21 protein-coding genes are annotated in these 25,532 nt (G+C 63.8%); 13 read left to right on the forward strand and 8 right to left on the reverse strand.

Annotated features, from left to right (window positions below; genetic code table 11):
- Positions 1–88 precede the first annotated feature (88 nt).
- A complete protein-coding gene (locus LOY53_RS06425; RefSeq protein WP_258703727.1) occupies positions 89–1,654 on the reverse strand; it encodes a beta (1-6) glucans synthase in 1,566 nt (521 codons plus the stop codon).
- A gap of 196 nt (positions 1,655–1,850) precedes the next feature.
- On the opposite strand from LOY53_RS06425, the gene LOY53_RS06430 reads away from it, so the two are divergent.
- The 3 genes from LOY53_RS06430 (at position 1,851) to LOY53_RS06440 (ending at position 4,925) form a co-directional block, all read left to right on the forward strand.
- Entirely contained in the window at positions 1,851–2,711 is an 861-nt protein-coding gene (locus tag LOY53_RS06430) for a glycine betaine ABC transporter substrate-binding protein (RefSeq protein WP_099428543.1), read from the forward strand.
- 241 nt (positions 2,712–2,952) lie between these two features.
- Positions 2,953–3,264: a DUF485 domain-containing protein gene (locus tag LOY53_RS06435; RefSeq protein WP_027595925.1), complete on the forward strand. Its 312-nt coding sequence runs from the start codon at positions 2,953–2,955 to the stop codon at positions 3,262–3,264.
- Positions 3,261–4,925: a cation acetate symporter gene (locus LOY53_RS06440; RefSeq protein ID WP_027595926.1), complete on the forward strand. Its 1,665-nt coding sequence runs from the start codon at positions 3,261–3,263 to the stop codon at positions 4,923–4,925. The genes LOY53_RS06435 and LOY53_RS06440 overlap by 4 nt, the downstream gene beginning before the upstream one ends.
- Positions 4,926–4,994: 69 nt before the next feature.
- Here LOY53_RS06440 and LOY53_RS06445 read toward each other — a convergent pair whose 3' ends face one another.
- Positions 4,995–5,147 (reverse strand): DUF3309 family protein, encoded by a 153-nt coding sequence (locus LOY53_RS06445; RefSeq protein ID WP_003252624.1) that lies wholly within the window; start codon positions 5,145–5,147, stop codon positions 4,995–4,997.
- A 206-nt stretch (positions 5,148–5,353) separates the two neighbouring features.
- On the opposite strand from LOY53_RS06445, the gene LOY53_RS06450 reads away from it, so the two are divergent.
- Together LOY53_RS06450 and csrA are read left to right on the forward strand one after the other, a co-directional pair.
- Entirely contained in the window at positions 5,354–6,163 is an 810-nt protein-coding gene (locus LOY53_RS06450) for an SDR family oxidoreductase (RefSeq protein ID WP_258703728.1), read from the forward strand.
- Between the two features lie 120 nt (positions 6,164–6,283).
- Positions 6,284–6,472 (forward strand): carbon storage regulator CsrA, encoded by a 189-nt coding sequence (csrA, locus tag LOY53_RS06455; protein WP_027595928.1) that lies wholly within the window; start codon positions 6,284–6,286, stop codon positions 6,470–6,472.
- A gap of 5 nt (positions 6,473–6,477) precedes the next feature.
- Here csrA and LOY53_RS06460 read toward each other — a convergent pair whose 3' ends face one another.
- The 5 genes from LOY53_RS06460 to mnmC all read right to left on the reverse strand — a co-directional run bounded on the left by LOY53_RS06460 (position 6,478) and on the right by mnmC (position 13,943).
- On the reverse strand, positions 6,478–6,705 hold the full coding sequence (locus tag LOY53_RS06460) for a YheU family protein (RefSeq protein WP_027595929.1): 228 nt from the start codon (positions 6,703–6,705) through the stop codon (positions 6,478–6,480).
- Between the two features lie 81 nt (positions 6,706–6,786).
- Positions 6,787–7,971, reverse strand: a complete 1,185-nt coding sequence (locus tag LOY53_RS06465) for an osmoprotectant NAGGN system M42 family peptidase (protein ID WP_252827003.1) — start codon at positions 7,969–7,971, stop codon at positions 6,787–6,789.
- A gap of 100 nt (positions 7,972–8,071) precedes the next feature.
- Positions 8,072–9,817 (reverse strand): N-acetylglutaminylglutamine synthetase, encoded by a 1,746-nt coding sequence (gene ngg / locus LOY53_RS06470; protein WP_252827004.1) that lies wholly within the window; start codon positions 9,815–9,817, stop codon positions 8,072–8,074.
- Positions 9,818–9,820: 3 nt separating this feature from the next.
- Positions 9,821–11,608 (reverse strand): N-acetylglutaminylglutamine amidotransferase, encoded by a 1,788-nt coding sequence (locus LOY53_RS06475; RefSeq protein WP_258703729.1) that lies wholly within the window; start codon positions 11,606–11,608, stop codon positions 9,821–9,823.
- A gap of 367 nt (positions 11,609–11,975) precedes the next feature.
- Positions 11,976–13,943: a bifunctional tRNA (5-methylaminomethyl-2-thiouridine)(34)-methyltransferase MnmD/FAD-dependent 5-carboxymethylaminomethyl-2-thiouridine(34) oxidoreductase MnmC gene (gene mnmC, locus LOY53_RS06480; protein WP_258703730.1), complete on the reverse strand. Its 1,968-nt coding sequence runs from the start codon at positions 13,941–13,943 to the stop codon at positions 11,976–11,978.
- A 121-nt stretch (positions 13,944–14,064) separates the two neighbouring features.
- On the opposite strand from mnmC, the gene pap reads away from it, so the two are divergent.
- Both pap and LOY53_RS06490 read left to right on the forward strand, forming a co-directional pair.
- On the forward strand, positions 14,065–15,558 hold the full coding sequence (gene pap / locus LOY53_RS06485) for a polyphosphate:AMP phosphotransferase (RefSeq protein WP_252827007.1): 1,494 nt from the start codon (positions 14,065–14,067) through the stop codon (positions 15,556–15,558).
- Positions 15,559–15,827: 269 nt separating this feature from the next.
- Entirely contained in the window at positions 15,828–16,793 is a 966-nt protein-coding gene (locus tag LOY53_RS06490) for a DMT family transporter (protein ID WP_099428549.1), read from the forward strand.
- Between the two features lie 133 nt (positions 16,794–16,926).
- Here LOY53_RS06490 and LOY53_RS06495 read toward each other — a convergent pair whose 3' ends face one another.
- On the reverse strand, positions 16,927–18,321 hold the full coding sequence (locus LOY53_RS06495; RefSeq protein ID WP_099453215.1) for a class II fumarate hydratase: 1,395 nt from the start codon (positions 18,319–18,321) through the stop codon (positions 16,927–16,929).
- Between the two features lie 154 nt (positions 18,322–18,475).
- Here LOY53_RS06495 and LOY53_RS06500 point away from each other — a divergent pair, with 154 nt between their 5' ends.
- From LOY53_RS06500 to LOY53_RS06525, 6 genes are all read left to right on the forward strand, one after another.
- Entirely contained in the window at positions 18,476–19,000 is a 525-nt protein-coding gene (locus LOY53_RS06500) for a DUF2059 domain-containing protein (protein WP_027595937.1), read from the forward strand.
- Between the two features lie 10 nt (positions 19,001–19,010).
- Entirely contained in the window at positions 19,011–19,307 is a 297-nt protein-coding gene (locus LOY53_RS06505) for a BolA family transcriptional regulator (RefSeq protein WP_085272798.1), read from the forward strand.
- Between the two features lie 193 nt (positions 19,308–19,500).
- A complete protein-coding gene (locus LOY53_RS06510) occupies positions 19,501–20,433 on the forward strand; it encodes a rhodanese-related sulfurtransferase (protein ID WP_252827009.1) in 933 nt (310 codons plus the stop codon).
- 3 nt (positions 20,434–20,436) lie between these two features.
- Complete coding sequence (locus LOY53_RS06515; protein ID WP_252827010.1) at positions 20,437–21,069, forward strand: DsbA family protein; 633 nt, start codon at positions 20,437–20,439, stop codon at positions 21,067–21,069.
- Positions 21,062–22,894, forward strand: a complete 1,833-nt coding sequence (locus tag LOY53_RS06520) for an ABC transporter ATP-binding protein (RefSeq protein ID WP_027595941.1) — start codon at positions 21,062–21,064, stop codon at positions 22,892–22,894. Before LOY53_RS06515 ends, LOY53_RS06520 begins: the two co-directional genes overlap by 8 nt.
- A gap of 131 nt (positions 22,895–23,025) precedes the next feature.
- Positions 23,026–25,482 (forward strand): EAL domain-containing protein, encoded by a 2,457-nt coding sequence (locus LOY53_RS06525; RefSeq protein ID WP_252827011.1) that lies wholly within the window; start codon positions 23,026–23,028, stop codon positions 25,480–25,482.
- The last annotated feature ends 50 nt before the right edge of the window (positions 25,483–25,532 follow it).

The following is a 25,532-nucleotide window of genomic DNA, read 5'->3' on the forward strand; positions in this document are numbered from 1 at the left end:
ATCGCCGGCAAGCCAGCTCCTACAGGTACAGCGCAGACCTGTAGGAGCTGGCTTGCCGGCGATGGGCCGCGCAGCGGACCCGGCAATATCAACCCGCACGCAGCCTCAAGCTCCGCCACAACGCCGCGGCCATCAACACGCTCACCACCGCCCACCCCCAGGCCTGCTGATTCTCCAGCCCTTCCAGGAACAACTGCGGCGCCACCCCCGCCCCCACAATAAACGCCAGCAATGCCACTTCGGCCCGCCGCGCCAGCACCGGCCGCACCAGGTAAACCACTGCCGGCAACGCCAGTGCAGCCGTAGGGAAACTGCGGTAACGCGGGTCGAACACCAGCGCCAGCATGCTCACCGCCGCCGCAAAGCCCGCAGCAAGCAACAGCCAGCCCGCTCGGGCCTCAAGCCAGGCAAAAACACGCTCACGCCAGCCTTCGCGGCGGGCCAAGGCCAGGGCGGCGTGGGCCAGCACCAGCAGGTTGAGCGCCGCCAGCAGCCCGGCCCACAGCCACTCCCCAGCAAAGCGTGCGTGGCTGCGCATCAGCTCGCCCCACAGCCCCAGGCAACCCGCGCCAAACGCGGCCAGCAACGGCAACAGCAGGGCTGCCATGGGGGTAGCGGGGCGCCCGGCCACCGCCAGCATGACCAGCATCAACACCGCGCTGGCCAGCAGCCACTGCGGCCAGTAGTGCAGGTTGCTGACGGGCCCTTCGAGCACGCCTTTGTCCTGCCGGTCGGCATCGTAAAGCCCCCAGTAGCCGCCCACGGCGCCTTCGCTGGCGCGCTTCCATGGCTGGTCGAATGCCTCGATCAGGTTGTACCGCCAGCCATTGCTTTCGGCCATCGCCACAAAGCCACGGATAAAACGCGCCTCGTTGGCCCGGCTGGGCACGGCGGTTTCCCGTTGGCGGCCTTCGCTGGGCCAGCCGGTCTCGCCGATCAGAATGTCCTTGGGCGCAAAGCGCGTACCGAATACACGGCGCACATCGGCGACATGGGCCAAGGCATCGTCGATGCCGCGCGGGTCATCCTCCCAGTAAGGCAGCAAGTGGATGGTCAAAAAATCCACCTCCGGGGCCACCTGAGGGTGCTGGAGCCAGAATTCCCAGACGTCGGCATAGGTCACCGGCACCTTGACCTGGCGCTTGACCTTGGCGATCAGCTCGGCAAGGCGCGTGCCGGTGACTTCCTTGCGCAGCAGCGCCTCGTTGCCGACGATCACCGCGCTGACGACATCGGGGTTGGCGTTGGCGGCGGCGATCAGCAGGTCCACTTCTTTTTCGGTGTCCACCGGGTTGGCGTTGACCCAGGCACCTAGCATCACCTTCAGGCCATGTTTGCGTGCCAGCTGCGGAATCGCCTCAAGGCCGGTCATCGAATAGGTGCGGATGCACTGAAAACGCTCGGCCAGCAAGGCCAGGTCGGCGTCCATGCGCGCCGGGCGCAGGCGAAACGGCTGGTCGAACGGCGACTGGTCCTTGTCGAAGGGGGTGTAAGAAGCGCACTGCAGTTTGTGCGTGGGGCTGGCCGCATCGGGCAGGTGCACCGGCTTGCCGAGCCCGTACCAGAGCGTTGCCAGCCCGATCAGGGCAAGCAGGCAGGCTAGCAGGTACAACGGCAGGTGCAGGCGGGTGGGGCTGGGCATCGGGCGGTCCATCGTCAGGCGCAAAAGGGTAGATAGTAGCCCGGCGCCAATCCTTTGGCATGCAAGGATCGCGCAGATTGGCGTGAGCCCATGGCGCTAATGGCACAGTGCTGTCGCCTATGGTTGGTTACAGGTCGTACAGGGAGCAGGTCACAAGTTGTTGCAGGAAGATGATGCAATCTCCGAGACCTGACGAGGGGATGCTTTGATGGCAACTTTGAACAAGATGCGACGTTTCCTGGGTGTGGGCACCGCCCTGGTAATGGCCATGAGCGCTGCACAGGCAATGGCCAAAGAAGTAAGCATTGGTTACGTGGATGGTTGGGCCGACAGCGTGGCGACCACCAACGTGGCCGCCGAAGTGATCAAGCAGAAGCTCGGCTACGACGTGAAGTTGCAAGCCGTGGCCACGGGCATCATGTGGCAGGGCGTGGCGACCGGCAAGCTCGATGCGATGTTGTCGGCCTGGTTACCCGTGACCCACGGCGAGTACTGGACCAAGAACAAAGACAACGTGGTCGACTACGGTGCCAACTTCAAGGATGCGAAAATCGGCCTGATCGTCCCTGAATACGTGAAGGCGGTGAGCATCGCCGACCTCAAGACCGACAGCAGCTTCAAGCAGAAGATCGTCGGCATCGACGCGGGCTCTGGGGTAATGCTCAAGACTGACCAGGCCATCAAAGACTACGACCTGACAGGTTACAAACTGCAGGCCAGTTCCGGCGCTGCGATGACCGCCGAACTGGGCCGTGCCTATGCCAAGCAGCAGTCGATTGCCGTGACCGGTTGGGTGCCGCACTGGATGTTTGCCAAGTGGAAGCTCAAGTTCCTCGAAGACCCGAAAGGCGTGTATGGCGCTGCCGAAACTGTCAACAGCATTGGCAGCAAGGAACTGGCGACCAAGGCGCCGGAAGTGGCGGAGTTCCTCAAGAAGTTCAGCTGGCAGTCCAAGGACGAGATCGGCGAAGTGATGCTGGCGATCCAGGAAGGCGCTAAGCCTGAAGCGGCGGCCAAGGACTGGGTGGCCAAACACCCGGATCGGGTCAAAGAGTGGACCGGTAAGTAACCGGCAACACGCTCACCTGTAGGAGCAGCCTTGTGCTGCGAAGAGGCCGGTACAGCCCCAGAAAAACGGGGCAATCTGCACCGGCCTCTTCGCAGCACAAGGCTGCTCCTACAGGTGTTTTGTTACTTAATCGGTAAAACACTGTTGCATCTAAGACTAAGGTCGTCTGGTTGGCGTCCAACGGCAGCATAAAGTGAGGGTGTGGGTTTCATCCCCTATCTGTGCTGCTAGGACAAAAACAATGAACGACAGCATTTACCTCTCGATACAAAACAGCCCGCGCTTCAAGGAGCTGGTTACAAAACGCGAACGGTTCGCCTGGATTCTCTCGGCGATCATGCTCGGTCTCTACTGCGCCTTCATCCTCCTGATCGCCTACGGTCCTCATGTACTGGGCGCCAAGCTCAGCCCTGAGTCGTCGATTACCTGGGGCATCCCCCTGGGCGTCGGCCTGATCGTTTCGGCATTTGTCCTGACCGCCATCTACGTGCGCCGTGCCAACGGTGAGTTCGATGAGCTGAACAAGGCCATCCTGAAGGAGGCGCAACAATGATTCGCCACGCCAAAGCCCTGGCCGTTCTGGCCTGCGGCGTTTTCGCACCCGCCGTGTGGGCCGCCGATGCCCTGACCGGCGAGGTGCAGAAACAGCCGCTGAACGTGTCGGCGATCGCCATGTTCGTGGCCTTCGTCGCCTTCACCCTTGGGATCACCTACTGGGCCTCCAAACGCAACAAATCGGCGGCGGACTACTACGCCGCCGGCGGCAAGATCACGGGCTTCCAGAACGGCCTGGCAATTGCCGGTGACTACATGTCGGCGGCCTCGTTCCTGGGGATTTCCGCCCTGGTATTCACCTCGGGGTACGACGGCCTGATCTACTCCATCGGCTTTTTGGTCGGCTGGCCGATCATCCTCTTCCTGATCGCCGAACGCCTGCGCAACCTGGGCAAATACACCTTCGCCGACGTGGCCTCGTACCGCCTCGGGCAGAAAGAAATCCGTACCCTGTCGGCCTCCGGTTCGCTGGTGGTGGTGGCGTTCTACCTGATCGCGCAGATGGTCGGCGCCGGTAAGTTGATCGAGCTGCTGTTTGGCCTCGACTACCACGTGGCGGTGATCTTGGTCGGTATCCTGATGTGCCTGTACGTACTGTTCGGCGGCATGTTGGCCACCACCTGGGTACAGATCATCAAAGCCGTGCTGCTGCTGTCCGGTGCCAGCTTCATGGCACTGATGGTGATGAAACACGTCAACTTCGACTTCAACACCTTGTTCTCCGAAGCCATCAAGGTGCACGCCAAAGGCGAGGCGATCATGAGCCCTGGCGGCCTGGTCAAGGACCCGATCTCGGCGTTCTCCCTAGGCCTGGCGCTGATGTTCGGTACCGCTGGCCTGCCGCACATCCTGATGCGCTTCTTCACCGTCAGTGACGCCAAGGAAGCGCGCAAGAGCGTGCTGTACGCCACCGGCTTCATCGGCTACTTCTACATCCTCACCTTCATCATCGGCTTTGGCGCGATCCTGCTGGTCAGCACCAACCCGGACTTCAAGGACGCCGCAGGCGCCTTGTTGGGCGGTAACAACATGGCCGCGGTGCACCTGGCCAATGCCGTGGGTGGCAGCGTGTTCCTGGGCTTCATCTCGGCGGTGGCCTTCGCCACCATCCTGGCGGTGGTTGCGGGCCTGACCCTGGCCGGTGCCTCGGCGGTATCCCACGACCTGTACGCCAGCGTATGGCGCAAGGGCAAGGCCAACGACAAGGACGAGATCCGCGTGTCGAAGATCACCACCATCGCCCTCGGCGTGCTGGCGATCGGCCTGGGCATCCTGTTCGAGAAGCAGAACATCGCCTTCATGGTGGGCCTGGCGTTCTCGATTGCTGCCAGCTGCAACTTCCCGGTACTGCTGCTTTCGATGTACTGGAAGAAACTGACCACCCGCGGCGCCATGATCGGCGGCTGGCTGGGCCTGGTGAGTGCAGTGGGCTTGATGATCCTTGGCCCAACCATCTGGGTACAGATCCTCGGCCACGAGAAGGCGATCTACCCGTACGAGTACCCGGCGCTGTTCTCGATGCTGATTGCCTTCGTCGGTATCTGGTTCTTCTCGGTCACCGACAAGTCCAAGGCGGCTGAGAACGAACGTGCGCTGTTCTTCCCGCAGTTTGTGCGTTCGCAAACCGGCTTGGGCGCTTCCGGTGCGGTTTCGCACTGACCGCTGAGGCCTAAAAAAAAACCGCGATACGGGTGATGCCCGTATCGCGGTTTTTTCATGCTTGGCCGGCTAGATCATGCCTAGCAGCAACAACACCAGCAGAATCACCAACACCACGCCGATAATGCCGGAAGGGCCATAGCCCCAGCTGCGCGAGTGTGGGAAGACGGGTAAGCCACCAATCAGCAGCAGGATCAGGATGATGATGAGGATCGTGGTCATGGCGGAGTCCTTGCGTGGTTAGGGGTCAAGGGCCTCGGACTGCTGGCCTCTTGTTAAATCGGACCGGTGCGCTTGGCTAAAGATTCCATTTGTTCGGTACTGACCGCTTGGTCATGCCCTTTCATTCACTACCCTGATGAACCCTCCCTCTCGGCAATGCCTTGATTAGACTCGCCTGACAACCCATCAGCACAAGGCCTGCCACCATGCAAAACCGCATCATGATCACCGGCGCCGGGTCCGGCCTCGGCCGCGAGATCGCCCTGCGCTGGGCACGCGAGGGCTGGCGCATGGCGCTGGCCGATGTCAACGAGGCCGGCCTGCGCGAAACGCTGGAGCTGGCCCGGAAAGCCGGTGGCGACGGATTTATCCAGCGCTGTGATGTGCGCGACTACAGCCAGCTCACGGCGCTGGCCCAGGCCTGCGAAGAGCGCTTTGGCGGCATCGATGTAATCGTCAACAACGCCGGCGTCGCCTCGGGCGGCTTCTTCGCCGAGCTGTCGCTTGAGGACTGGGACTGGCAAATCGCAGTCAACCTCATGGGCGTGGTCAAGGGCTGCAAGGCCTTCCTCCCGCTGCTGGAGCGCAGCCAAGGGCGGATCATCAACATCGCCTCGATGGCCGCGCTGATGCAGGGCCCGGGCATGAGCAACTACAACGTCGCCAAGGCCGGTGTGCTGGCCCTGTCGGAAAGCCTGCTGGTGGAATTGCGCCAAGTGCAGGTGGCGGTGCACGTGGTGTGCCCGTCGTTCTTCCAGACCAACCTGCTGGATTCGTTCCGTGGCCCGAACCCGGCCATGAAGGCCCAGGTCGGCAAGCTGCTGGAGGGCTCGCCGATCAGCGCGGTCGATATCGCCGAGTACATCCACCGGCAAGTGGCTGCCGGCGAGTTTCTGATCTTGCCCCACGAGGCCGGGCGCCAGGCGTGGCAGCTCAAGCGCGAGGCACCTGAGCGGCTGTATGACGAGATGGCCGACATGGCGGTGAAAATGCGTGCTAAGGCGCCTGCACGATGATCTGTCTGTAGGGGAAATTACCCGTGGATGTAGGTTGCTTCTGAATTGGACTGGAACTATTGAGTAGCCTTAAGTACCCGAGGCACGCTCCGGTTTTCCCTTACGCTGGAGGATCGGATCATGCTGGTAATAGGGCGCGAAGTAGGCGAAGTCATCACCATTGGCGATGACATCCGCATCATGGTGGTCGAGACGCGGGACGGGATGGTGCGTTTTGGGGTGAGTGCGCCCCGCGAGGTGCCGGTGCACCGCGCCGAGGTGTACAAGCGCATCAAGGAGGGGGAGGTGCGCAAGGGGCGTGGCGCGTGAGGGCGTCAGTCGAGCAGCTCGCGTGGCACATCATGTTTGGCCAGGAGCTGGCATTGCTGGCTTTCCGGGTCGAACAGGATGAACGCCTGGCCCTTGGCCAATGCCTGGCGCACCCGCAACACGCGGGTTTCGAGGGGGGTGTCGTCGCCGTTGTCGGTGCCGTCGCGGGTGACGAAGTCCTCGATCAGCAGGGTCAGGGTGTCGGCTTGCAGTTGGTCGTAGGGGATTAGCATGGCGCGCGATTCTGGGGGTTGAGTGTGGGCATGCTACGCGAAACGTTCGTGCATTTGGGGCCGCTGTGCGGCCCCAAACTATCAGCCTTTATTCCCAACCAGGCTATCCACCGCCGGCACCCGCGTATCGCTCTCCATCTGTGCATCGTGCTCCAGCTGATGGCTGAAGCGCTCGAGCGAGGCATTGGCCGGCTGCGAATCACTGGCAAACACCGGTGGGCTCAGCAAATACGCTGACAGCAACCGGCTCAGCGCCGCCAGGCTGTCGATATGCGTGCGCTCGTATCCGTGCGTGGCATCGCAGCCAAACGCCACCAGCGCGGTCCGGATGTCATGCCCCGCCGTCACCGCCGAATGGGCATCGCTGAAGTAGTAACGGAACAGGTCGCGCCTGACCGGTAGGTCGTGGTCGCCGGCCAGCTTCAGCAGGTGACGCGACAGGTGGTAATCGTAAGGCCCCGAAGAGTCCTGCATGGCCACGCTCACCGCATGCTCGCTGGAGGCCTGGCCTGGCGCTACCGGGGCAATGTCGATGCCGACGAATTCGCTGACGTCCCAGGGCAGGGCACCTGCCGCGCCGGAGCCGGTTTCTTCGGTGATGGTGAACAGCGGGTGGCAGTCGATCAGCGGCTGTCGGCCACTTTCCACCACCGCCTTGAGCGCCGCCAGCAATGCGGCTACGCCCGCTTTGTCGTCCAGGTGGCGGCCGCTGATGTGGCCGCTTTCAGTGAACTCTGGCAACGGGTCGAAGGCGACGAAATCGCCGATCGAGACCCCCAGGGCTTCGCAATCGGCGCGGGTCGCGCAGTAGGCATCCAGGCGCACTTCCACGTGGTCCCAACTGATAGGCATCTGGTCGATGGCGGTGTTGAACGCATGCCCGCTGGCCATCAGCGGCAACACGCTGCCGCGGAACACGCCGGTGTCGGTGAACACACTGACCCGGCTGCCCTCGGCAAAGCGGCTCGACCAGCAGCCCACTGGCGCCAGCGCCAGGCGGCCGTTGTCCTGCAACTGACGCACGCTGGCACCGATGGTGTCCAGGTGCGCCGAAACGGCGCGGTCGGGTGAGCTTTGCCGGCCTTTGAGGGTGGCGCGGATGGTGCCACGGCGGGTCAGCTCGAAGGGGATGCCCAACTCATCCAGGCGTTCGGCCACGTAGCGCACGATGGTGTCGGTGAAGCCGGTGGGGCTGGGGATGGCGAGCATCTCCAGCAGAACGCGTTTGAGGTAGTCGAGATCGGGTTCGGGTTGGTGTTCGGACATGGGTACTCCTTACTGGCCTCTTCGCGGGGCAAGCCCGCTCCCACACGTAAACCTGAAACCTATGGGAGCGGGCTTGCCCCGCGAAAGGGCCATCATTGATTTACGCCAGTCCCCGGCTATGCGGGAACAACAAGTCGATAAACCGCTCAGCCGTTGGCTGCGGTTCATGATTGGCCAGGCCGGCGCGTTCGTTGGCCTCGATGATCACGTACTCCGCCTGTTCGGCATCACGCACCATGAAGTCCAACCCCACCACCGGAATCTCCAGCGCCCGTGCCGCGCGCACTGCCGCATCGGCCAGCACGGGGTGCAGGCGCTCGGTCACGTCCTCAAGGGTGCCGCCGGTGTGCAGGTTGGCAGTACGCCGCACCGCCAGGCGTTGGCCGGCAGGTAGCACGTCGTCATAGCCCAGCCCCGCCGCACGCAGGGTGCGCTCGGTTTCATCGTCTAACGGGATGCGGCTTTCACCGCCGGTCGCGGCCTGGCGCCTGCGGCTCTGGGCTTCGATCAGCGCGCGGATGTCGTGCTTGCCATCGCCCACTACCTGGGCCGGGTGGCGTATGGCAGCCGCCACCACTTCGAAGCCGATCACCACGATGCGCAGGTCAAGGCCGGCATGGAAGCTCTCCAGCAGCACACGGCTGTCGAACTGCTTGGCGTGGGCCACTGCGTGGGTGAGTTCGTCGAGGGTGGTGAGGTTCACCGCCACACCTTGGCCTTGTTCGCCATCCACCGGCTTGACCACCACCGCGCCATGCTCGTCGAGAAACGCCAGGTTGTCGTCGGCGTTGCCCGCCACTTGCTGCGCTGGTACACGCAGTCCGGCGTTGCTCAGTGCTCGCTGGGTCAGGCACTTGTCTTGGCACAGGGTCATGGTCACGGCGCTGGTCAGGTCGCTTAGCGACTCCCGGCAACGAATGCGACGCCCGCCCAGGCTCAAGGTGAACAGCCCGCCTGCGGCGTCCTCGACCTGCACTTCGATACCACGGCGCAGTGCCTCGTCGACGATGATCCGTGCATAAGGGTTAAGCCCTGCTTCAGGGCCGGGGCCGAGGAACAGGCGTTCGTTGATGCCGTTCTTGCGCTTGACGGCGAAGGTCGGCAGGTTGCGAAACCCGAGTTTCTCGTACAGGCGCTTGGCCTGGCGGTTGTCATGCAGCACCGACAGGTCCAGGTAGGCCAGGCCGCGGCTCATGAAGTGCTCGATCAGGTGGCGCACCAGCACTTCACCCACGCCAGGGCGGGTGCAGTGCGGGTCCACGGCCAGGCACCACAGGCTGCTGCCGTGCTCGGGGTCATCGAACGCCTTGGCATGGTTAAGGCCCATGACGCTACCGATCACCGCGCCGCTGTCTTCATCCTCGGCCAGCCAGTAAACCGGGCCGCCGAGGTGACGTGGCGTGAGCCGGTCAGGGTCGACCGGCAACATGCCGCGCGCTTGGTAAAGGGTATTGATCGCCTGCCAGTCCCCCAGGTTTTGCGCCCGCCGTACGCGAAAACCGCGAAACACCCGCTGCGCCGGGCGGTAGTCGGTAAACCACAGGCGCAGGGTGTCGGAGGGGTCGAGAAACAACTGCTGCGGCGCCTGCGCCAGTACCTGCTGCGGTGCGGCCACGTACAGGGCAATGTCGCGCTCGCCGGGGCGCTCGTCCAGCAGTTGCTCGGCGAGTGAGACGGGGTCTGGGTAGGTATGGCCGATCAGCAGCCGGCCCCAACCGCAGTGCACGGCACGTGGCTGGTCGTGGGGCTCGCTGCCATCGCCGGCCAGGCGCGCCTGCAAACGCTCGTAGGACGGTGCCTGGCCGCGCAACAGGCGCTGGCCGTAGGCGATTTCGTGGGCTTTCATCGGTCAGATTCCTTGTTCGCTCAGCCACAGGTTGAGCGCCGCCAGCTGCCACAGCTTGGAGCCTCGCAGCGGCGTCAACTGGCCGTGCGGATTGCTCAGCAAGCGGTCGAGCATGGCCGGGTTGAACAGCCCTCGGTCTTGGCTGGGGTCGGTCAGCAGTTCGCGCACCCAACCCAGCGTTGCGCCTTCCAGGTGCTTCAGGCCTGGGACCGGGAAGTAGCCCTTCTTGCGGTCGATCACCTCATGCGGGATGACCCGTCGGGCGGCCTGCTTGAGCACCTGTTTGCCGCCATCGGGCAGCTTGAAGCGTGCCGGGATGCGTGCCGACAGTTCCACCAGGCGGTAATCGAGGAACGGCGTACGCGCTTCCAGGCCCCAGGCCATGGTCATGTTGTCGACCCGTTTGACCGGGTCGTCGACCAGCATCACTGTGCTGTCCAGGCGCAAGGCCTTGTCGACTGGGTCGCTGGCGCCAGGGCGGGCGAAGTGCTCGCGGACAAAGTCGCCGGCGGCATCGGTTTCCAGCAGCCAAGGAGCTTGCACGGTGTCACGGTACTCGGCGTGGCTGCGGTCGAAGAACGCGTCGCGGTACGCACCAAAGGCATCCTCGGCGCCATCCACCTGTGGGTACCAGTGGTAGCCAGCGAACAGTTCGTCGGCGCCTTGGCCGCTTTGCACGCCTTTGCAGTGCTTGGCCACTTCCCGCGACAGCAAGTAGAAGGCAATGCAGTCATGGCTGACCATCGGTTCGCTCATGGCGCGGAAGGCGGCCGGGAGCTGGTCGATGATTTCATGTTCGGCGATGCGCAACTGGTGGTGGCGGGTGCCGTAGTGGCGGGCGATCAGGTCGGAGTACTCGAATTCGTTGCCGCGTTCTCCGCCGGCATCTTCGAAGCCGATGGAGAAGGTCGACAGGTCGTCCACACCGGCTTCACGCAGCAGGCCGACCAGCAAGCTGGAATCGACCCCGCCAGACAACAGCACGCCAACGTCCACCGCGGCACGCTGGCGGATCGCCACGGCATCGCGGGTGGCGTCGAGTACCCGGGTGGTCCAGCCTTCGAGGTCCAGTTCACGCTCGTCGGGGTGGGCGCCGTACTGCAGTTGCCACCACGTCTGGCGTTCGATTTCGCCGTGGCGGTCGACGCGCATCCAGGTGCCCGGCTCAAGCTTTTGCACATTGGCCAGCAGCGTGCGCGGCGCGGGCACCACGGCGTGGAAGTTCAGGTAGTGGTTGAGCGCTACCGGGTCGATCATCGGGTCGATGTCGCCGCCCTTGAGCAGGGCAGGCAAGGTCGAGGCAAAGCGCAGGCGCTCGCCGTTGCGCGACAGGTACAGCGGCTTGACGCCAAGGCGGTCGCGGGCCAGGAACAGGCGCTGGTTGTCGCGCTCCCAGATGGCCAGGGCGAACATGCCATTGAGCTTGGGCAGCAAGGCCGCGCCCCAGGCGTGGTAGCCCTTGAGCAGCACTTCGGTGTCGCCATCGGACCAGAACGTGTAGCCCAGGTCTTGCAGCTCCTGGCGCAGTTCGGGGAAGTTGTAGATGGCGCCGTTGAAGGCCAGCGACAGGCCGAGGGTGTTGTCGACCATCGGCTGAGCCGAACCGTCGGACAAGTCCATGATTTTCAGCCGGCGGTGGCCGAGGGCGATCGGGCCCTGGCTATGGAAGCCCCAAGCGTCCGGGCCGCGAGGCGCCAGATGGTGGGTGATGCGCTCCACCGCGGCCAGGTCGGCCGGGCGAGGGGCTTGGTCGAGGGGGGTGAAACGTAACTCTCCTGCTAATCCGCACATAAGTCCTTACCGGTTTTTCCGTTGGGGAGGCGGTGCCCAGAATCAGGGCGCCGTAAGGAACTGACCGGTGAGGTTTGTAGGAGTTTTAGAACGATCTGTTATATGGGTGGGGTTGATGGGGGGTTGGTTTGGCATTTGTTGCGCCGGTGAGATCGAGCGCCGCACGCGCGGCGCTTCGCAGCACAAGGCTGCTCCTACAGGTGTATGGCGTGATATCGAGCCGGACAAACAAGGCGGTCGCGCGCCGCCTTCACAGGCGTGACTGGCCCGAAAAAGAGGTAGGAGCAGCCTTGTGCTGCGAAGCGTCGCGCAAGCGGCGCTCGATCTCAAAGGCGCAACCTATCCCCAGGCATGCACCCCAGCCCTATCACTTACCCCGAACCAACCTGCGCAAGGCAAACCGGTTCGGATGGCACGCCTCAGCCACCGCCCGTGGCACTGGCAACGGCTCCCCGCACACCCAGGCCGCAATCAATTCGCCCGACAGCGGGGCCGTGATCAACCCCCGCGACCCATGCCCGCTGTTCACATACAGCCCGTCGAGCCAAGGGCACTCCACCTCCGGCACCTGGCGCGCGTCCTTGCCCAGTACGGCGAAGGCTTCGGCAAAGGCCTGCGGGTCGGCCATGGGCCCGACGATTGGCAGGTAATCCGGGCTGGTGCAGCGAAACGCCGCCCGGCCCTGCAACTGCTCAGGGTGAAGCGCAGCGGTGTCCAGGCGCTGGGCCAGGTCCACAGAAATATCGTCCAGCAGCGCCAGGTTGCCCTTGTGCTCGGCAACGGTCGGCGCCAGGTCGTCACTGTGGAAGTCGAAGCTGGCGCCTAGGGTGTGTTCGCCCTCGCGCGGCGGCGCCACATAGCCGTCCGCACACACCACCGTGCGCAGGGCGCGGCTGCTCTCGGTGGCCGGCAGGCGGGTGATCTGCCCGCGGATACGCTTGAGCGGCAGTTGTGCGCAGGGCGCGAAATGTCGCACGTCGGCAGCACCGGCCAACACCACCAGCGGCGCGCTGGCCAGCAAGCGTTCGCCGTCCCAGGCCTGCCACAGGTGATCGACCTTGCGCAGTTCGATCACCTCATGGTGCACCCGAAGCTGGATCCTGGGGTGTTGCAACTGCGCCTGGCACAAGGCCGGCGGGTGTACCCAGCCGCCTTCCGGATAGAACAGGCCACCTGCGGGCAATGCCACCCCGGCAATGGCTTCGGCCTGGTCACGGTCAAGTGCGTGCAGCAGGTCGTGGTCGAACGCCTCGGCCAGTTTGCCCTGGCGTTCGGCCTCCTTGCTGTCGAACGCCAGCTGCAGCACCCCGCAAGCATCCCAGTCGCTGCCGCGTTGCAAGTGCGCTAGCTGGCGCCGGGTGTAGCCGAAGCCGGCCAGGATCATCTGTGAAAGGGCCGTACCATGGGCAGACAGCTTGAGGTACAGCACCCCTTGTGGGTTACCGGAGGCTTCCTGAGCAGGCGCCGCATGGCGCTCCAGTACCGTGACCTGCCAGCCACGCCTGGCCAGGCTCGCGGCACTGGCACTGCCCGCCAGCCCGGCGCCGATCACCAAGGCCTCGCGTGGCCCCGCAGCACTGCGCGGGCGGCCATACCACGGCAGCTGTTTACGCGTGGCGGTCGGCCCGGTGTAGGCACCGCTCATCACCTCCCACTTTTTGCCGATACCCGGCACCTTCTTCATGGCGAACCCGGCCTCGACCAGGCTACGCCGCACCCAACCGGTGGTGGTGAAAGTGCCCAGCACAGTACCTGGGTGTGACAGCTGCGCCAGTTGCGCGAACAGCTCTGGGGTCCACATGTCGGGGTTTTTGGCCGGGGCGAAGCCGTCGAGGAACCACACGTCGATGCGCGCATCAAGCGGCGGCAATTGCTCAAGCACATCGCCAATCAGCAGGGTCAGGGTCACCCGGCCGTTGGCGAAGGTGAACTGCTGAAACCCTGGGTGCACAGCCACGTACTGCTCAAGCAGTGGCTCGGTATAGGCCGCCAGCTCTGGCCACAGGCGCACCGCCCGGGCCATGTCGTCGTGGCCGAGCGGGTATTTTTCGACACTGACGAAATGCAGGCGGGCGTCGGCGTGGGCGTGCTGGTCGAATAACTGCCAGGCACAGAAAAAGTTCATGCCGGTGCCGAAACCGGTTTCGCCGATCACCAGGCAGGTGTGCGGGGCCAGGTCGGCGAAGCGCTCGGCCAGGCGCGTCTGGCCGAGGAAGACGTGTTTGGTTTCTTCGATGCCTTCGTTGACGGCGAAGTACACGTCGTCGTACTGCCGCGAATGGGGGCGGCCCTGGTCGTCCCAGTCGATCTGGGCATGTTGGAGGAGGGTGGACATGGTGGGCTCGGTTGCAGCGGATGGCGGGATTTTATGCCATCTGCGGTTTTTACGCTGGTTGCACGAACACAGCCCCAGCACAAATCCGCTAGTCTTGGTTATCCAATGAAGGAGCCACTGCATGTTCGAATCCGCTGAAATCGGTCACAGCATCGACAAGGAGACCTACGACGCCGAAGTGCCCGCCCTGCGCGAGGCGCTGCTCGAAGCCCAGTACGAGCTCAAGCAGCAGGCGCGCTTCCCGGTGATCGTGCTGATCAATGGCATCGAAGGCGCCGGCAAGGGCGAGACGGTCAAGCTGCTCAATGAGTGGATGGACCCGCGCATGATCGATGTGCTCACCTTCGACCAGCAGACCGACGAAGAACTCGCCCGGCCACCGGCTTGGCGCTATTGGCGGGCCTTGCCGCCGAAAGGGCGGATGGGCGTGTTTTTTGGCAACTGGTACAGCCAGATGCTGCAGGGCCGTGTGCATGGGGTGTTCAAGGACGCCGTGCTCGACCAGGCCATCACCGGTGCCGAACGCCTGGAACAGATGCTGTGCGACGAAGGCGCGCTGATCATCAAGTTCTGGTTCCACCTGTCCAAGAAGCAGATGAAAGCCCGCCTCAAGGCGCTCAAGGACGACCCGCTGCACAGTTGGCGCATCAGCCCGCTGGACTGGCAGCAGTCCGAGACCTACGACCGTTTCGTGCGCTTTGGCGAGCGGGTGCTGCGCCGCACCAGCCGTGACTACGCGCCCTGGCACGTGGTCGAGGGGGTCGACCCTTACTACCGCAGCCTGGCGGTGGGGCGCATTCTGCTGGACGGCCTGCAAACCGCCCTCGCCAACAACCCCAAGGGCAAGCACCAGGGCAACGTCGCGCCGTTGGGGCGCAGCATTGACCAGCGCAGCCTGATCGGTGCCCTGGACATGACCCTGCGCCTGGACAAGCAGGATTACCAGGAACAGCTGGTCACCGAGCAAGCGCGCCTGGCCGGCCTGCTGCGCCACAAGCACATGCGCCGGCATGCCCTGGTGGCGGTGTTCGAAGGCAACGACGCGGCTGGCAAGGGCGGCGCGATCCGCCGCGTGGCGGCGGCGCTGGACCCACGCCAGTACCGCATCGTGCCGATTGCCGCGCCCAGCGAAGACGAACGCGCGCAGCCGTACCTGTGGCGTTTCTGGCGGCACGTTCCGGCGCGGGGCAAGTTCACTATCTTCGACCGCTCCTGGTATGGGCGGGTGCTGGTGGAGCGGGTCGAGGGGTTCTGCAGCCCGGCCGACTGGATGCGTGCCTACAGCGAGATCAACGATTTTGAAGAGCAGTTGGTGAATGCCGGTGTGGTGGTGGTCAAGTTCTGGTTGGCGATCGACCAGCAGACCCAGCTGGAGCGTTTTGAAGAGCGTGAGCAGATCCCCTTCAAACGCTACAAAATCACCGAGGATGACTGGCGCAACCGCGAAAAATGGGACCTGTATACCGAGGCAGTGGGCGACATGGTCGACCGCACCAGCAGCGAGATCGCGCCATGGACTCTGGTCGAGGCCAATGACAAGCGCTGGGCCCGGGTGAAGGTATTGCGCACCATCAACGAGGCGCTGGAAGCAGCGTTCGCCAAGGACAAGAAATAGCCACCTGTGCCCGTTGGTCATTGGGGCTGCTGTGCAGCCCATCGCCGGCAAGCTGGCTCCCACAGGTTAGGGCGTGGATCTCAGGAGGCGGTGTATCTGTGGGAGTCGGCTTGCCGGCGATGGGGCGCGCAGCGGCACTTTCGGACTGCCCGTCCAGCCATGCCGCGGTGGAATGACCTGATGAATTCTTTTCCCGGCACTTAGCCCCGCGCCAGCCGCCAAGCCCGTAGAATCCAAGCACCCCCACCACGGGCTTGATCGAGGGTTTTATGCACACCACTTCCGGACGCTGGGTCTATGGCCTGCTGTTGGCACTTCTGACCGCGCTGTTGTGGGGCATCCTGCCGATCAAGCTCAAGCAGGTGTTGCAGGTGATGGACCCGATCACCGTCACCTGGTACCGCCTGTTGGTGTCTGGCGGGCTGTTGTTCGCCTGGCTGGGGGCCAAGCGCCAGTTGCCCTCGTTCGGCAAGCTCGGGCCCAAGGGCAAGGGGTTGGTGGCCGTGGCCGTGCTTGGCCTGATGGGCAACTACGTGCTGTACCTGATCGGCCTTAAGCTGCTTAGCCCAGGCACCGCGCAACTGGTGGTGCAGGTAGGCCCGGTGCTGTTGCTGGTGGCCAGCGTATTCGTGTTCAAGGAGCGCTTCAGCCTGGGGCAGGGGCTGGGCCTGGTGGTATTGATCGGCGGTTTCGGGCTGTTCTTCAACCAGCGCCTGGAAGAGCTGCTGACCTCACTCGGCACCTACACCACTGGCGTGCTGACCATTTTGCTGGCGACCAGCATCTGGGTGTTCTACGCCTTGAGCCAGAAGCAGCTGCTGACGGCATGGCATTCGCAGCAGGTGATGATGGTGATCTACCTGAGCTGCGCCGCGCTGCTCACGCCGTGGGTACACCCACTGGAAGCATTGCAACTGACGCCGCTGCAAGGCTGGCTGCTGTTGGCCTGTTGCCTGAATACCCTGGTGGCGTATGGCGCCTTTGCCGAGGCACTGGCGCACTGGGAGGCCTCAAGGGTGAGCGCGACGCTGGCGTTGACGCCGTTGGTGACCTTTGTGGCGGTGGCGCTGGCGGCCTGGGTGTGGCCCGACTATGTGCATGCCGAGGACATCAATGCCCTGGGGTATCTGGGGGCGGTGACGGTGGTGCTGGGGTCGGCGCTGGTGGCGCTGGGGCCTTCGTTGGTTGCCGGTTGGCGTGCCAGAAAGGCGCGATTGGCGCAGGTCCATCAATAGAATGCGCTAACCACCGTCCTTGTAGGAGCAGCCTTGCGCTGCGAAGAGGCCAGTGAAAATAGCGAAAAATCACTGTGTTTGCACCGGCCTCTTCGCAGCACAAGGCTGCTCCTACAGGGGAGGGGGGATCGGGTCAGCCTTTACCCCCGGGCGCCAGCATGTTCTCCGGCCTGACCCACTGATCGAACTGTTCATTGGTCAGGTACTTCAACGCCAACGCCGCCTCGCGCAAGGTCGTGCCTTCGGCATACGCCTTCTTGGCAATCTCCGCCGCCTTGTCATAGCCAATATGCGGGTTCAATGCCGTCACCAGCATCAACCCTTGCTCCAGGTGCGCCGCCATCTGCTCGGCATCCGGCTCGATCCCGGCCACGCAGTGCTGCTGGAAGTTGCGGCAGCCATCAGCCAGCAGTTCGACCGACTGCAGCAAGTTGTGGATGATCACCGGTTTGAACACGTTCAACTGCAAGTGGCCTTGGCTGGCGGCAAAACCGATCGCCGCGTCGTTGCCCAGCACCTGGCAGGCCAGCATGGACAGCGCCTCGCACTGGGTCGGGTTGACCTTGCCGGGCATGATCGAGCTGCCCGGCTCGTTGGCCGGCAAGCGCACTTCCGCCAGCCCGGTGCGGGGGCCGGAGCCAAGCAGGCGCAGGTCATTGGCAATTTTCATCAAGGCCACGGCCAGGGTCTTCAGCCCCCCCGCCAGGCTCGTCAGCGGTTCATGGCCGGCAAGGGCGGCGAACTTGTTGGGCGCGGTGACGAATGGCAAGCCGGAAAGGGCCGCCAGCTCGGCCGCGATGGCTTCGGCAAAGCCGTGTGGCGCGTTCAGGCCGGTACCGACGGCCGTGCCGCCCTGGGCCAGTTCGCAGACTGGGGGCAGGGTGGCGCGAATGGCGCGCTGGGCGTAATCGAGCTGGGCGACGAAGGCTGAGACCTCCTGGCCGAAGGTGATCGGCGTGGCGTCCATCATGTGCGTACGGCCGGTCTTGACCAGTTTGAGGTGGCGCGCCGACAGTTCGGCCAACCCCGAGGACAACTCGGCGATCGCCGGCAGCAGTTTTTCATGCACCGCCTGGGCCGCGGCAATGTGCATGGCGGTGGGGAAACAGTCGTTGGAACTCTGCGAGCGATTGACGTGGTCGTTGGGGTGCACGGGCGTTTTGCCGCCACGGCCCTTGCCGGCCAGTTCGTTGGCGCGCCCGGCGATGACTTCGTTGACGTTCATGTTGCTCTGGGTGCCGCTGCCGGTTTGCCAGACCACCAGCGGGAACTGATCGTCATGCTGGCCGTCGAGCACTTCGTCGGCGGCCTGTTCGATCAGCCGGGCGATATCGGCCGGCAGGTCGCCGTTGCGGTTGTTGACCCGTGCCGCGGCTTTCTTGATCAGCGCCAGGGCGTGCAGCACCGCGAGCGGCATGCGTTCCTTGCCAATGGCGAAGTTGATCAGCGACCGCTGGGTCTGCGCACCCCAGTAGGCGCCCTCAGGAACTTCGACCGGGCCCAGGCTGTCTGTCTCGATACGGCTCATTCTGCGCTCACTCCTTTGTGGTTCGAAATCGCAGTTTAGGCCCTGATTCGACAGAGCGGTTCCATCGCTCGTCGTGCCCACTTGAGCACATCGCCACCACAGCGCAGAATGCTCTACTCTGAGGTACCCGCCTCCCTCTCTTGAAGGAAATGCAATGACCCGTCTCCGTGTCCTTTGTGCCGCCGTCGCCCTGGCCTGTGCCAGCGGCCAGGTACTCGCTGCCACCGCCAGTCACAACGCTGCCGCCGAGAAATTCCTGACCCTGGCCAACGCCGACAAGCTGGGCACCCCGGTCTATATGCAGGTCCAACAAATGTTCGCCCAGCGCTTCGCCCAAACCAAGGCGCCTGCGTCCAAGCAACCGGTGCTGCAAAGCTACCAGGCCAAGGCCAACGCCGCCCTGGACAGCGCCATCGGCTGGAACAAGCTGAAGCCGAAAATGGTCGACCTGTACACCGCCACCTTCACCGAGGCCGAGCTCAAGGACCTGGTCAAGTTCTACGAGTCGCCGCTGGGTAAGAAAGTCCTGCGCGAAATGCCTAAGGTTACCCAGCAGTCGGCCCAGCTGACCCAGCAGAGCCTGGAGCCTGCGGTACCGGTGGTCAACAAGCTGCTCGAAGACATGACCAAAGAGCTTGACCCGAACGCTGGCAAGGCCGCCGCCCCCGCCAAGAAGTGAGTAACGCGTGATGAGCATGCAGCACCGCATCGAGCAACAACTGGCCGCGCTGGCGCCGCAACACCTGGAAGTGCTCAATGAAAGTCACATGCACAGTCGTGGTCAGGAGACCCACTACAAGGCAGTGATCGTCAGCGAGCAGTTTGCCGGGCTGAACAGCGTCAAGCGTCACCAGAAGGTCTACGCCACCATGGGCGAGCTGATGGGCCAGATCCACGCCCTCGCGATCCACACCTACACCGCTGAAGAGTGGGCCAAGGTCGGCGTCGCACCGGCCTCGCCGGTGTGTGCGGGCGGCGGGCACTGAATCCTTTCTAGCGTTCTGGTAGAATCCGCAACAATCCCAAAGGGGGCCGCTTTGCGGCCCATCGCAGGCAAGCCAGCGCCCACACCCTGTACCTGTGGGCGCTGGCTTGCCTGAGATGGGCTGCGAAGCAGCCCCCTGTTTTTGTTACCCCGGTCCGCCCCTTACGAGGGCAACCACCTGGAGATTCACGTTCATGTCACAACCGATCGTCGTCGCGGCGCTGTACAAATTCGTCACCCTGCAAGACTACGCCGAGCTGCGCGAGCCGCTGCTCAAAGCCATGCTCGACAATGACGTCAAAGGCACCCTGCTGCTGGCCAACGAAGGCATCAACGGCACCGTGTCGGCCACCCGCGAAGGCATCGACGGCCTGCTGGCCTGGCTGCGCAACGACCCACGCCTGGTGGATGTCGACCACAAGGAATCCTACTGCGACGAACAGCCGTTCTACCGCACCAAGGTCAAGCTGAAGAAAGAGATCGTTACCCTCGGTGTGCCGGGCGTGGACCCCAACCAGCAGGTGGGCACCTACGTCGAGCCCAAGGACTGGAACGCCCTGATCAGCGACCCTGAAGTGCTGCTGATCGATACTCGCAACGACTACGAAGTGGCCATCGGCACGTTCAAGGGCGCCATCGACCCCAAGACCGAGACCTTCCGTGAGTTCCCCGAGTACATCAAGGCCAACTTCGACCCGAGCAAACACAAGAAAGTGGCGATGTTCTGCACCGGCGGTATCCGTTGCGAAAAAGCCTCCAGCTACATGCTCGGTGAAGGCTTCGAGGCGGTCTATCATCTTAAAGGTGGCGTCCTGAAGTACTTCGAAGAAGTGCCTCAGGAAGAAAGCCTGTGGGACGGCGACTGCTTCGTCTTCGACAACCGCGTCACGGTGCGCCATGACCTGAGCGAAGGCGAGTACGACCAGTGCCATGCCTGCCGCCACCCGATCAACGCAGAGGAGCGTGCGTCCGAGCACTATTCGCCAGGTGTCAGCTGCCCGCACTGCTGGGACAGCCTGAGCGAAAAAACTCGCCGCAGCGCCATCGACCGGCAGAAGCAGATCGAGCTGGCCAAGGCCCGCAACCTGCCGCACCCGATCGGTTACAACTACAAAGCCGAGGCCTGATGCATGTCTGCACGCCTGCTGTATGTGATGGACCCTATGTGCTCCTGGTGCTGGGGTTTTGCGCCGGTGGCCGCGGCCCTGATCGCCCAGGCGCGTGAAGCCGGCGTGCCGACCCGCCTGGTGCCAGGCGGCCTGCGCACCGGCGGCAGCGCCCTGGATGCGTCGACCCGCAAGTACATCCTCGAGCATTGGCAGGCGGTGGCCGACGCCACCCGCCAGCCGTTTCGTTTCGAGGGAGCCATGCCCGACGGTTTCGTCTACGACACCGAACCTGCCTGCCGCGCCCTGGTCACCGCCCGTGAGCTGGACGCCGAGCGTGTCTGGCCACTGCTGGCGCTGATCCAGCGCGCGTTCTACGAGGCCGGCATCGACGTTACCACCGCGCCGCACCTGGTTGAGCTGGCCGAACAGGCGGGCTTCGACCGTGCGGTGTTTGCCGAGGCCTTTGCCCGCGCCGACACGCGTGTAGCCACCGCAGCCGATATTGCGTGGGCGCAAGACTTGGGCATCGCCGGTTTCCCCACCCTGCTGGCCGAGCGTAACGGCCAGCTGGCGCTGCTGACCAACGGCTACCAGCCGCTGGAGCGCCTGCAACCCTTGCTCGGCCGCTGGCTGCAGCAGGCTGCCTGTGCTTGATGTGCCCGGGTCGCCCGACCCTGTGCCAGGGAAACCCCACAGTGCGGCCGATCGACTGAGCTGGGCGGAAATCCGCCGCCTGGCGCTGCATCACAAGAAAAACCTCTGGTCTGCCAACCTGATTGCCGTGCTCGCGGCGTGCTGCAGCGTGCCGATCCCTTTGCTGCTGCCGCTGCTGGTGGATGAAGTGCTGCTGGGCCACGGCGACGCCGCGCTGAAGTGGATGAACCACCTGCTGCCGGCCAACTGGCAGGTCGCGGCCGGCTATATCGGCCTGATGCTGGCGCTGACGTTGTGCCTGCGCCTGGCCGCCCTGGCCTTCAATGTGGTGCAGGCCAAGCTGTTTGCCGGGCTGGCCAAGGATATCGTCTACCGCCTGCGTATTCGGCTGATCGAACGGCTCAAGCGGATTTCCCTCAAGGAATACGAAAGCCTGGGCAGCGGCACGGTGACCACTCACCTGGTCACCGACCTGGACACCCTCGACAAATTCGTCGGCGAGACCCTCAGCCGCTTCCTGGTCGCCATGCTGACCCTGACCGGCACGGCGGCCATCCTGATCTGGATGCACTGGCAACTGGCGTTGCTGATTTTGCTGTTCAACCCGCTGGTGATCTACTTCACCGTGCAGTTGGGCAAGCGCGTCAAACACCTGAAAAAGCTCGAAAACGACAGCACCGCGCGCTTTACCCAGGCGCTGTCGGAAACCCTCGACGCCATCCAGGAGATCCGCGCCGGCAACCGCCAGGGCTATTTCCTGGGGCGTCTGGGCGTGCGCGCCCGGGAGGTGCGTGACTACGCCGTGGACTCGCAATGGAAGAGCGATGCCAGCGGCCGCGCCAGTGGTTTGTTGTTCCAGTTCGGCATCGACATCTTCCGCGCCGCGGCGATGCTCACGGTGCTGTTTTCCGACCTGTCGATCGGCCAGATGCTGGCAGTGTTCAGCTACCTGTGGTTCATGATCGGCCCGGTGGAACAACTGCTCAACCTGCAGTACGCCTATTACGCAGCCGGTGGCGCCCTGAGCCGGCTCAACGAGCTGCTGGCGCGTGCCGACGAGCCGCAGTACCCGGCGGCCAGTGACCCGTTCGTGGGCCGCGAAACAGTGGGCATCGAAGTGCGCGACCTGCGCTTCGCCTATGCCGACGAGCCGGTGCTCGAGCACCTCGACCTGTCCATCGCCCCAGGCGAGAAGGTGGCCATCGTGGGAGCCAGCGGTGGCGGCAAGAGCACCTTGGTGCAGCTGCTGCTTGGCCTGTACAGCGCCCAGGCGGGGACCATCCGCTTTGGCGGTGCCAGCCTGCAGGAAATCGGCCTGGAAACCCTTCGTGAAAACGTCGCGGTGGTGCTGCAGCACCCTTCGTTGTTCAACGACAGCGTGCGCGCCAACCTGACCATGGGCCGCGAGTGCAGCGACGAAGCCTGCTGGCAGGCGCTGCGCATTGCCCAGCTGGACGCCACCATCGCCGCCTTGCCGCAAGGCCTGGACAGCGTGGTGGGGCGTTCCGGCGTGCGCCTGTCCGGGGGCCAGCGGCAACGGCTGGCGATTGCCCGGATGGTTTTGGCCGAACCCAAGGTGGTGATTCTCGATGAAGCGACGTCGGCGCTGGATGCCGCCACCGAGTACAACCTGCACCAGGCCCTGGCGCGCTTCCTCAGCGGACGCACCACGCTGATCATCGCCCACCGCCTCTCGGCCGTGAAACAGGCCGACCGGGTGCTGGTGTTCGATGGCGGGCATGTGGCCGAAGATGGTGACCATCAGCAGCTGATTGCCGAGGGTGGTTTGTACGCCAAGCTGTACGGGCATCTGCAGCAGACCTGAGCCCCTTGTTACGGGTGGTGCGAATCGCCCGATTCCTTGTCATAAAAAACCCCTCCACGCAGATGGCAAATGGCCTACGCTGTGCTTGTCTGGGTTGATTCGAGCCTTATCTGCTCTGTGACAGGGACTCCATGAAGGGACATCGCACTCTAGAAGCGCCGAAGTTGCTGGGTATCATCTGGCCCTTCATTGCCGTCGTGATCTTCCAGGCGGCATTGGCCGGTCTCAGCCTCTATACGCTATCGGCGGTACGCGCCTATGTCGCGGGCGAGAGCTTGTGGTCCAAGGCTCAGAAAGACGCCATCTACTACCTCAACCTGTACGCCGACAACCGCGACGAAGGCACTTACCAGCGCTACCGCCAGGCCATTACCGTGCCCCACGGCGATCACCAGTTGCGTGAAGTGCTCGACCAGCCCAATCCAGACTTGAACGCCGCGCGCGATGCCGTGTTGCAGGGTGGCAACCACCCCAACGACGTCGAACGCATCATCTGGTTCTATCGCAACTTCCGCAGCATCAGCTACATGCAGACGGCCATCGACTACTGGGACATCGGCGACCGCTACCTGGGCCAGCTGGATGTGCTGGCGGGCGAGATGCGCACAGGCTTTGCCGGTGGCCAGGTCGATGCCGGTACGATCAGCGACTGGAAGGCCCGCATCGTCGCCATCAACGAAGGGGTGACGCCGGCCGCCAGGGCCTTCAGCGATGCGCTGGGCGAGGGCTCGCGCATGCTGCTGCAGGTGCTGCTGATCACCAACCTGCTGACTGCCTTGTTCCTCATTACCATTGCCTGGCGCCGCTCCAGCAAGTTGCTGGCCCAGCGCCAGGCGTTCGCCAGTGCCCTGCAGGCCGAAAAGGAGCGCGCGCAGATCACCCTGCAGGCGATTGGCGATGCGGTCATCACCACCGACGTCGATGGCTATATCGGCTACATGAACCCGGCGGCCGAGCAACTCACCCACTGGCAGGCCGGCCAAGCCCAAGGGCTGCCACTTTCGGCGCTGTTCAGCCTGGTGGACGAGCAGGCCGAAGAGGACGGCCGCAGCCTGGTCGAGCAGGTGCTCAGCGGCAGCCTGAAGGGCGGCGCCGAGCATGCCCGGCTGATCCAGCGCCTGGACGGCAGCACCGTGTCGATCAACCTAGTGGGCTCGCCCATCGTCAATGACGGGCAGGTCAGCGGCATCGTGCTGGTGCTGCACGACATGACCCAGGAGCGCCAATACATCGCCAACCTCTCCTGGCAGGCGACCCATGACGCCTTGACCGGCCTGGCCAACCGCCGTGAGTTCGAATACCGCCTGGAGCAAGCGCTCAACGGCCTGGCACGCCAGGCTGGGCGGCATTCACTGATGTTCCTCGACCTCGACCAGTTCAAGCTGGTCAACGACACCTGTGGTCACGCGGCGGGCGACGAGTTGCTGCGTCATATCTGCGCCGTGTTGCAGTCGGGGCTGCGCGAAGGTGACACCCTGGCCAGGCTGGGTGGCGATGAGTTTGGCGTGCTGCTGGAAAACTGCCCGCCGGACCAGGCCGAGCGTATTGCCGAGCAACTGCGCCAGATGGTCCAGAGCCTGCACTTCGTGTGGAAGGGGCGCCCGTTCGTCACCACCGTCAGCATTGGCCTGGTGAACATGGCGCAGGCCCCCGGTACCCTGGAGGCCTCGCTGCGCGCCGCCGACATGGCCTGCTACATGGCCAAGGAAAAGGGCCGCAACCGGGTGCAGGTGTACCACGCCGACGACAGCGAGCTGTCCATGCGCTTTGGCGAGATGGCCTGGATCCAACGTTTGCACGTGGCCCTGGAAGAAAACCGCTTCTGCTTGTATGCCCAGGAAATCGCCGCGCTGAAGACCATCGAAGGCCCTGGCCATATCGAGATTCTGCTGCGCCTGCACGACGAGAGCGGCCGCACCATCTTGCCCAGCAGCTTCATCCCCGCCGCCGAGCGCTATGGCCTGATGACCGCCCTTGACCGCTGGGTGGTGCGCAATGTGTTCCAGGTGATTCGCCAGTGCCTGGACGAAGGGCGCGAAGGGCCGCTGTCCATGTGCGCGATCAACCTGTCGGGGTCGAGCATCGGCGACGACAACTTCCTCGAGTACTTGCAGCGCTTGTTCGTCGAGTACGCCATCCCGCCACGCATGATCTGCTTCGAGATCACCGAAACCAGCGCCATTGCCAACCTCGGCAGTGCCATTCGTTTCATCAACGAACTGAAAGGGCTGGGGTGCCGGTTCTCGCTCGACGACTTCTGTGCCGGCATGTCGTCGTTCGCCTATTTGAAGCATTTGCCTGTGGATTTCCTCAAGATCGACGGCAGTTTTGTCAAGGACATGCTCGACGACCCGGTCAACCGGGCCATGGTCGAGGTCATCAACCACATCGGCCATGTCATGGGTAAGCGGACGATTGCCGAGTTTGTCGAAACCCCCTTGATCGAACAGGCCCTGCAGGAAATTGGCGTGGATTACGCCCAGGGCTACCTGATCGAACGGCCCCAGGTGTTCACCTGTGACAGCCTGCAGCGCCAACGGATCGCCGCACGGCCTCTGTTGCAGCGGGCACCTGGCACGTTTCGTTAGCTAGACAGCGGCTTTCGCTGACACAACACGTCCGAAAAATCACAAGGAAC

Origin of the sequence: Pseudomonas sp. B21-031, assembly GCF_024748985.1 — a bacterium.
Classification (GTDB): Bacteria; Pseudomonadota; Gammaproteobacteria; order Pseudomonadales; family Pseudomonadaceae; genus Aquipseudomonas; species Aquipseudomonas kermanshahensis.

Coding starts and splice junctions, on each gene's coding strand:
- LOY53_RS06445 (WP_003252624.1), bottom strand. CDS start 5,147: ATGACCACGATCCTCATCATCATCCTGATCCTGCTGCTGATTGGTGGC.
- LOY53_RS06435 (WP_027595925.1), top strand. CDS start 2,953: ATGAACGACAGCATTTACCTCTCGATACAAAACAGCCCGCGCTTCAAG.
- LOY53_RS06440 (WP_027595926.1), top strand. CDS start 3,261: ATGATTCGCCACGCCAAAGCCCTGGCCGTTCTGGCCTGCGGCGTTTTC.
- LOY53_RS06450 (WP_258703728.1), top strand. CDS start 5,354: ATGCAAAACCGCATCATGATCACCGGCGCCGGGTCCGGCCTCGGCCGC.
- LOY53_RS06425 (WP_258703727.1), bottom strand. CDS start 1,654: ATGGACCGCCCGATGCCCAGCCCCACCCGCCTGCACCTGCCGTTGTAC.
- LOY53_RS06465 (WP_252827003.1), bottom strand. CDS start 7,971: ATGTCCGAACACCAACCCGAACCCGATCTCGACTACCTCAAACGCGTT.
- ngg (WP_252827004.1), bottom strand. CDS start 9,817: ATGAAAGCCCACGAAATCGCCTACGGCCAGCGCCTGTTGCGCGGCCAG.
- LOY53_RS06510 (WP_252827009.1), top strand. CDS start 19,501: ATGTCACAACCGATCGTCGTCGCGGCGCTGTACAAATTCGTCACCCTG.
- LOY53_RS06515 (WP_252827010.1), top strand. CDS start 20,437: ATGTCTGCACGCCTGCTGTATGTGATGGACCCTATGTGCTCCTGGTGC.
- pap (WP_252827007.1), top strand. CDS start 14,065: ATGTTCGAATCCGCTGAAATCGGTCACAGCATCGACAAGGAGACCTAC.
- LOY53_RS06475 (WP_258703729.1), bottom strand. CDS start 11,608: ATGTGCGGATTAGCAGGAGAGTTACGTTTCACCCCCCTCGACCAAGCC.
- mnmC (WP_258703730.1), bottom strand. CDS start 13,943: ATGTCCACCCTCCTCCAACATGCCCAGATCGACTGGGACGACCAGGGC.
- LOY53_RS06500 (WP_027595937.1), top strand. CDS start 18,476: ATGACCCGTCTCCGTGTCCTTTGTGCCGCCGTCGCCCTGGCCTGTGCC.
- LOY53_RS06460 (WP_027595929.1), bottom strand. CDS start 6,705: ATGCTAATCCCCTACGACCAACTGCAAGCCGACACCCTGACCCTGCTG.
- LOY53_RS06505 (WP_085272798.1), top strand. CDS start 19,011: ATGAGCATGCAGCACCGCATCGAGCAACAACTGGCCGCGCTGGCGCCG.
- LOY53_RS06430 (WP_099428543.1), top strand. CDS start 1,851: ATGGCAACTTTGAACAAGATGCGACGTTTCCTGGGTGTGGGCACCGCC.
- LOY53_RS06495 (WP_099453215.1), bottom strand. CDS start 18,321: ATGAGCCGTATCGAGACAGACAGCCTGGGCCCGGTCGAAGTTCCTGAG.
- LOY53_RS06490 (WP_099428549.1), top strand. CDS start 15,828: ATGCACACCACTTCCGGACGCTGGGTCTATGGCCTGCTGTTGGCACTT.
- LOY53_RS06525 (WP_252827011.1), top strand. CDS start 23,026: ATGAAGGGACATCGCACTCTAGAAGCGCCGAAGTTGCTGGGTATCATC.
- csrA (WP_027595928.1), top strand. CDS start 6,284: ATGCTGGTAATAGGGCGCGAAGTAGGCGAAGTCATCACCATTGGCGAT.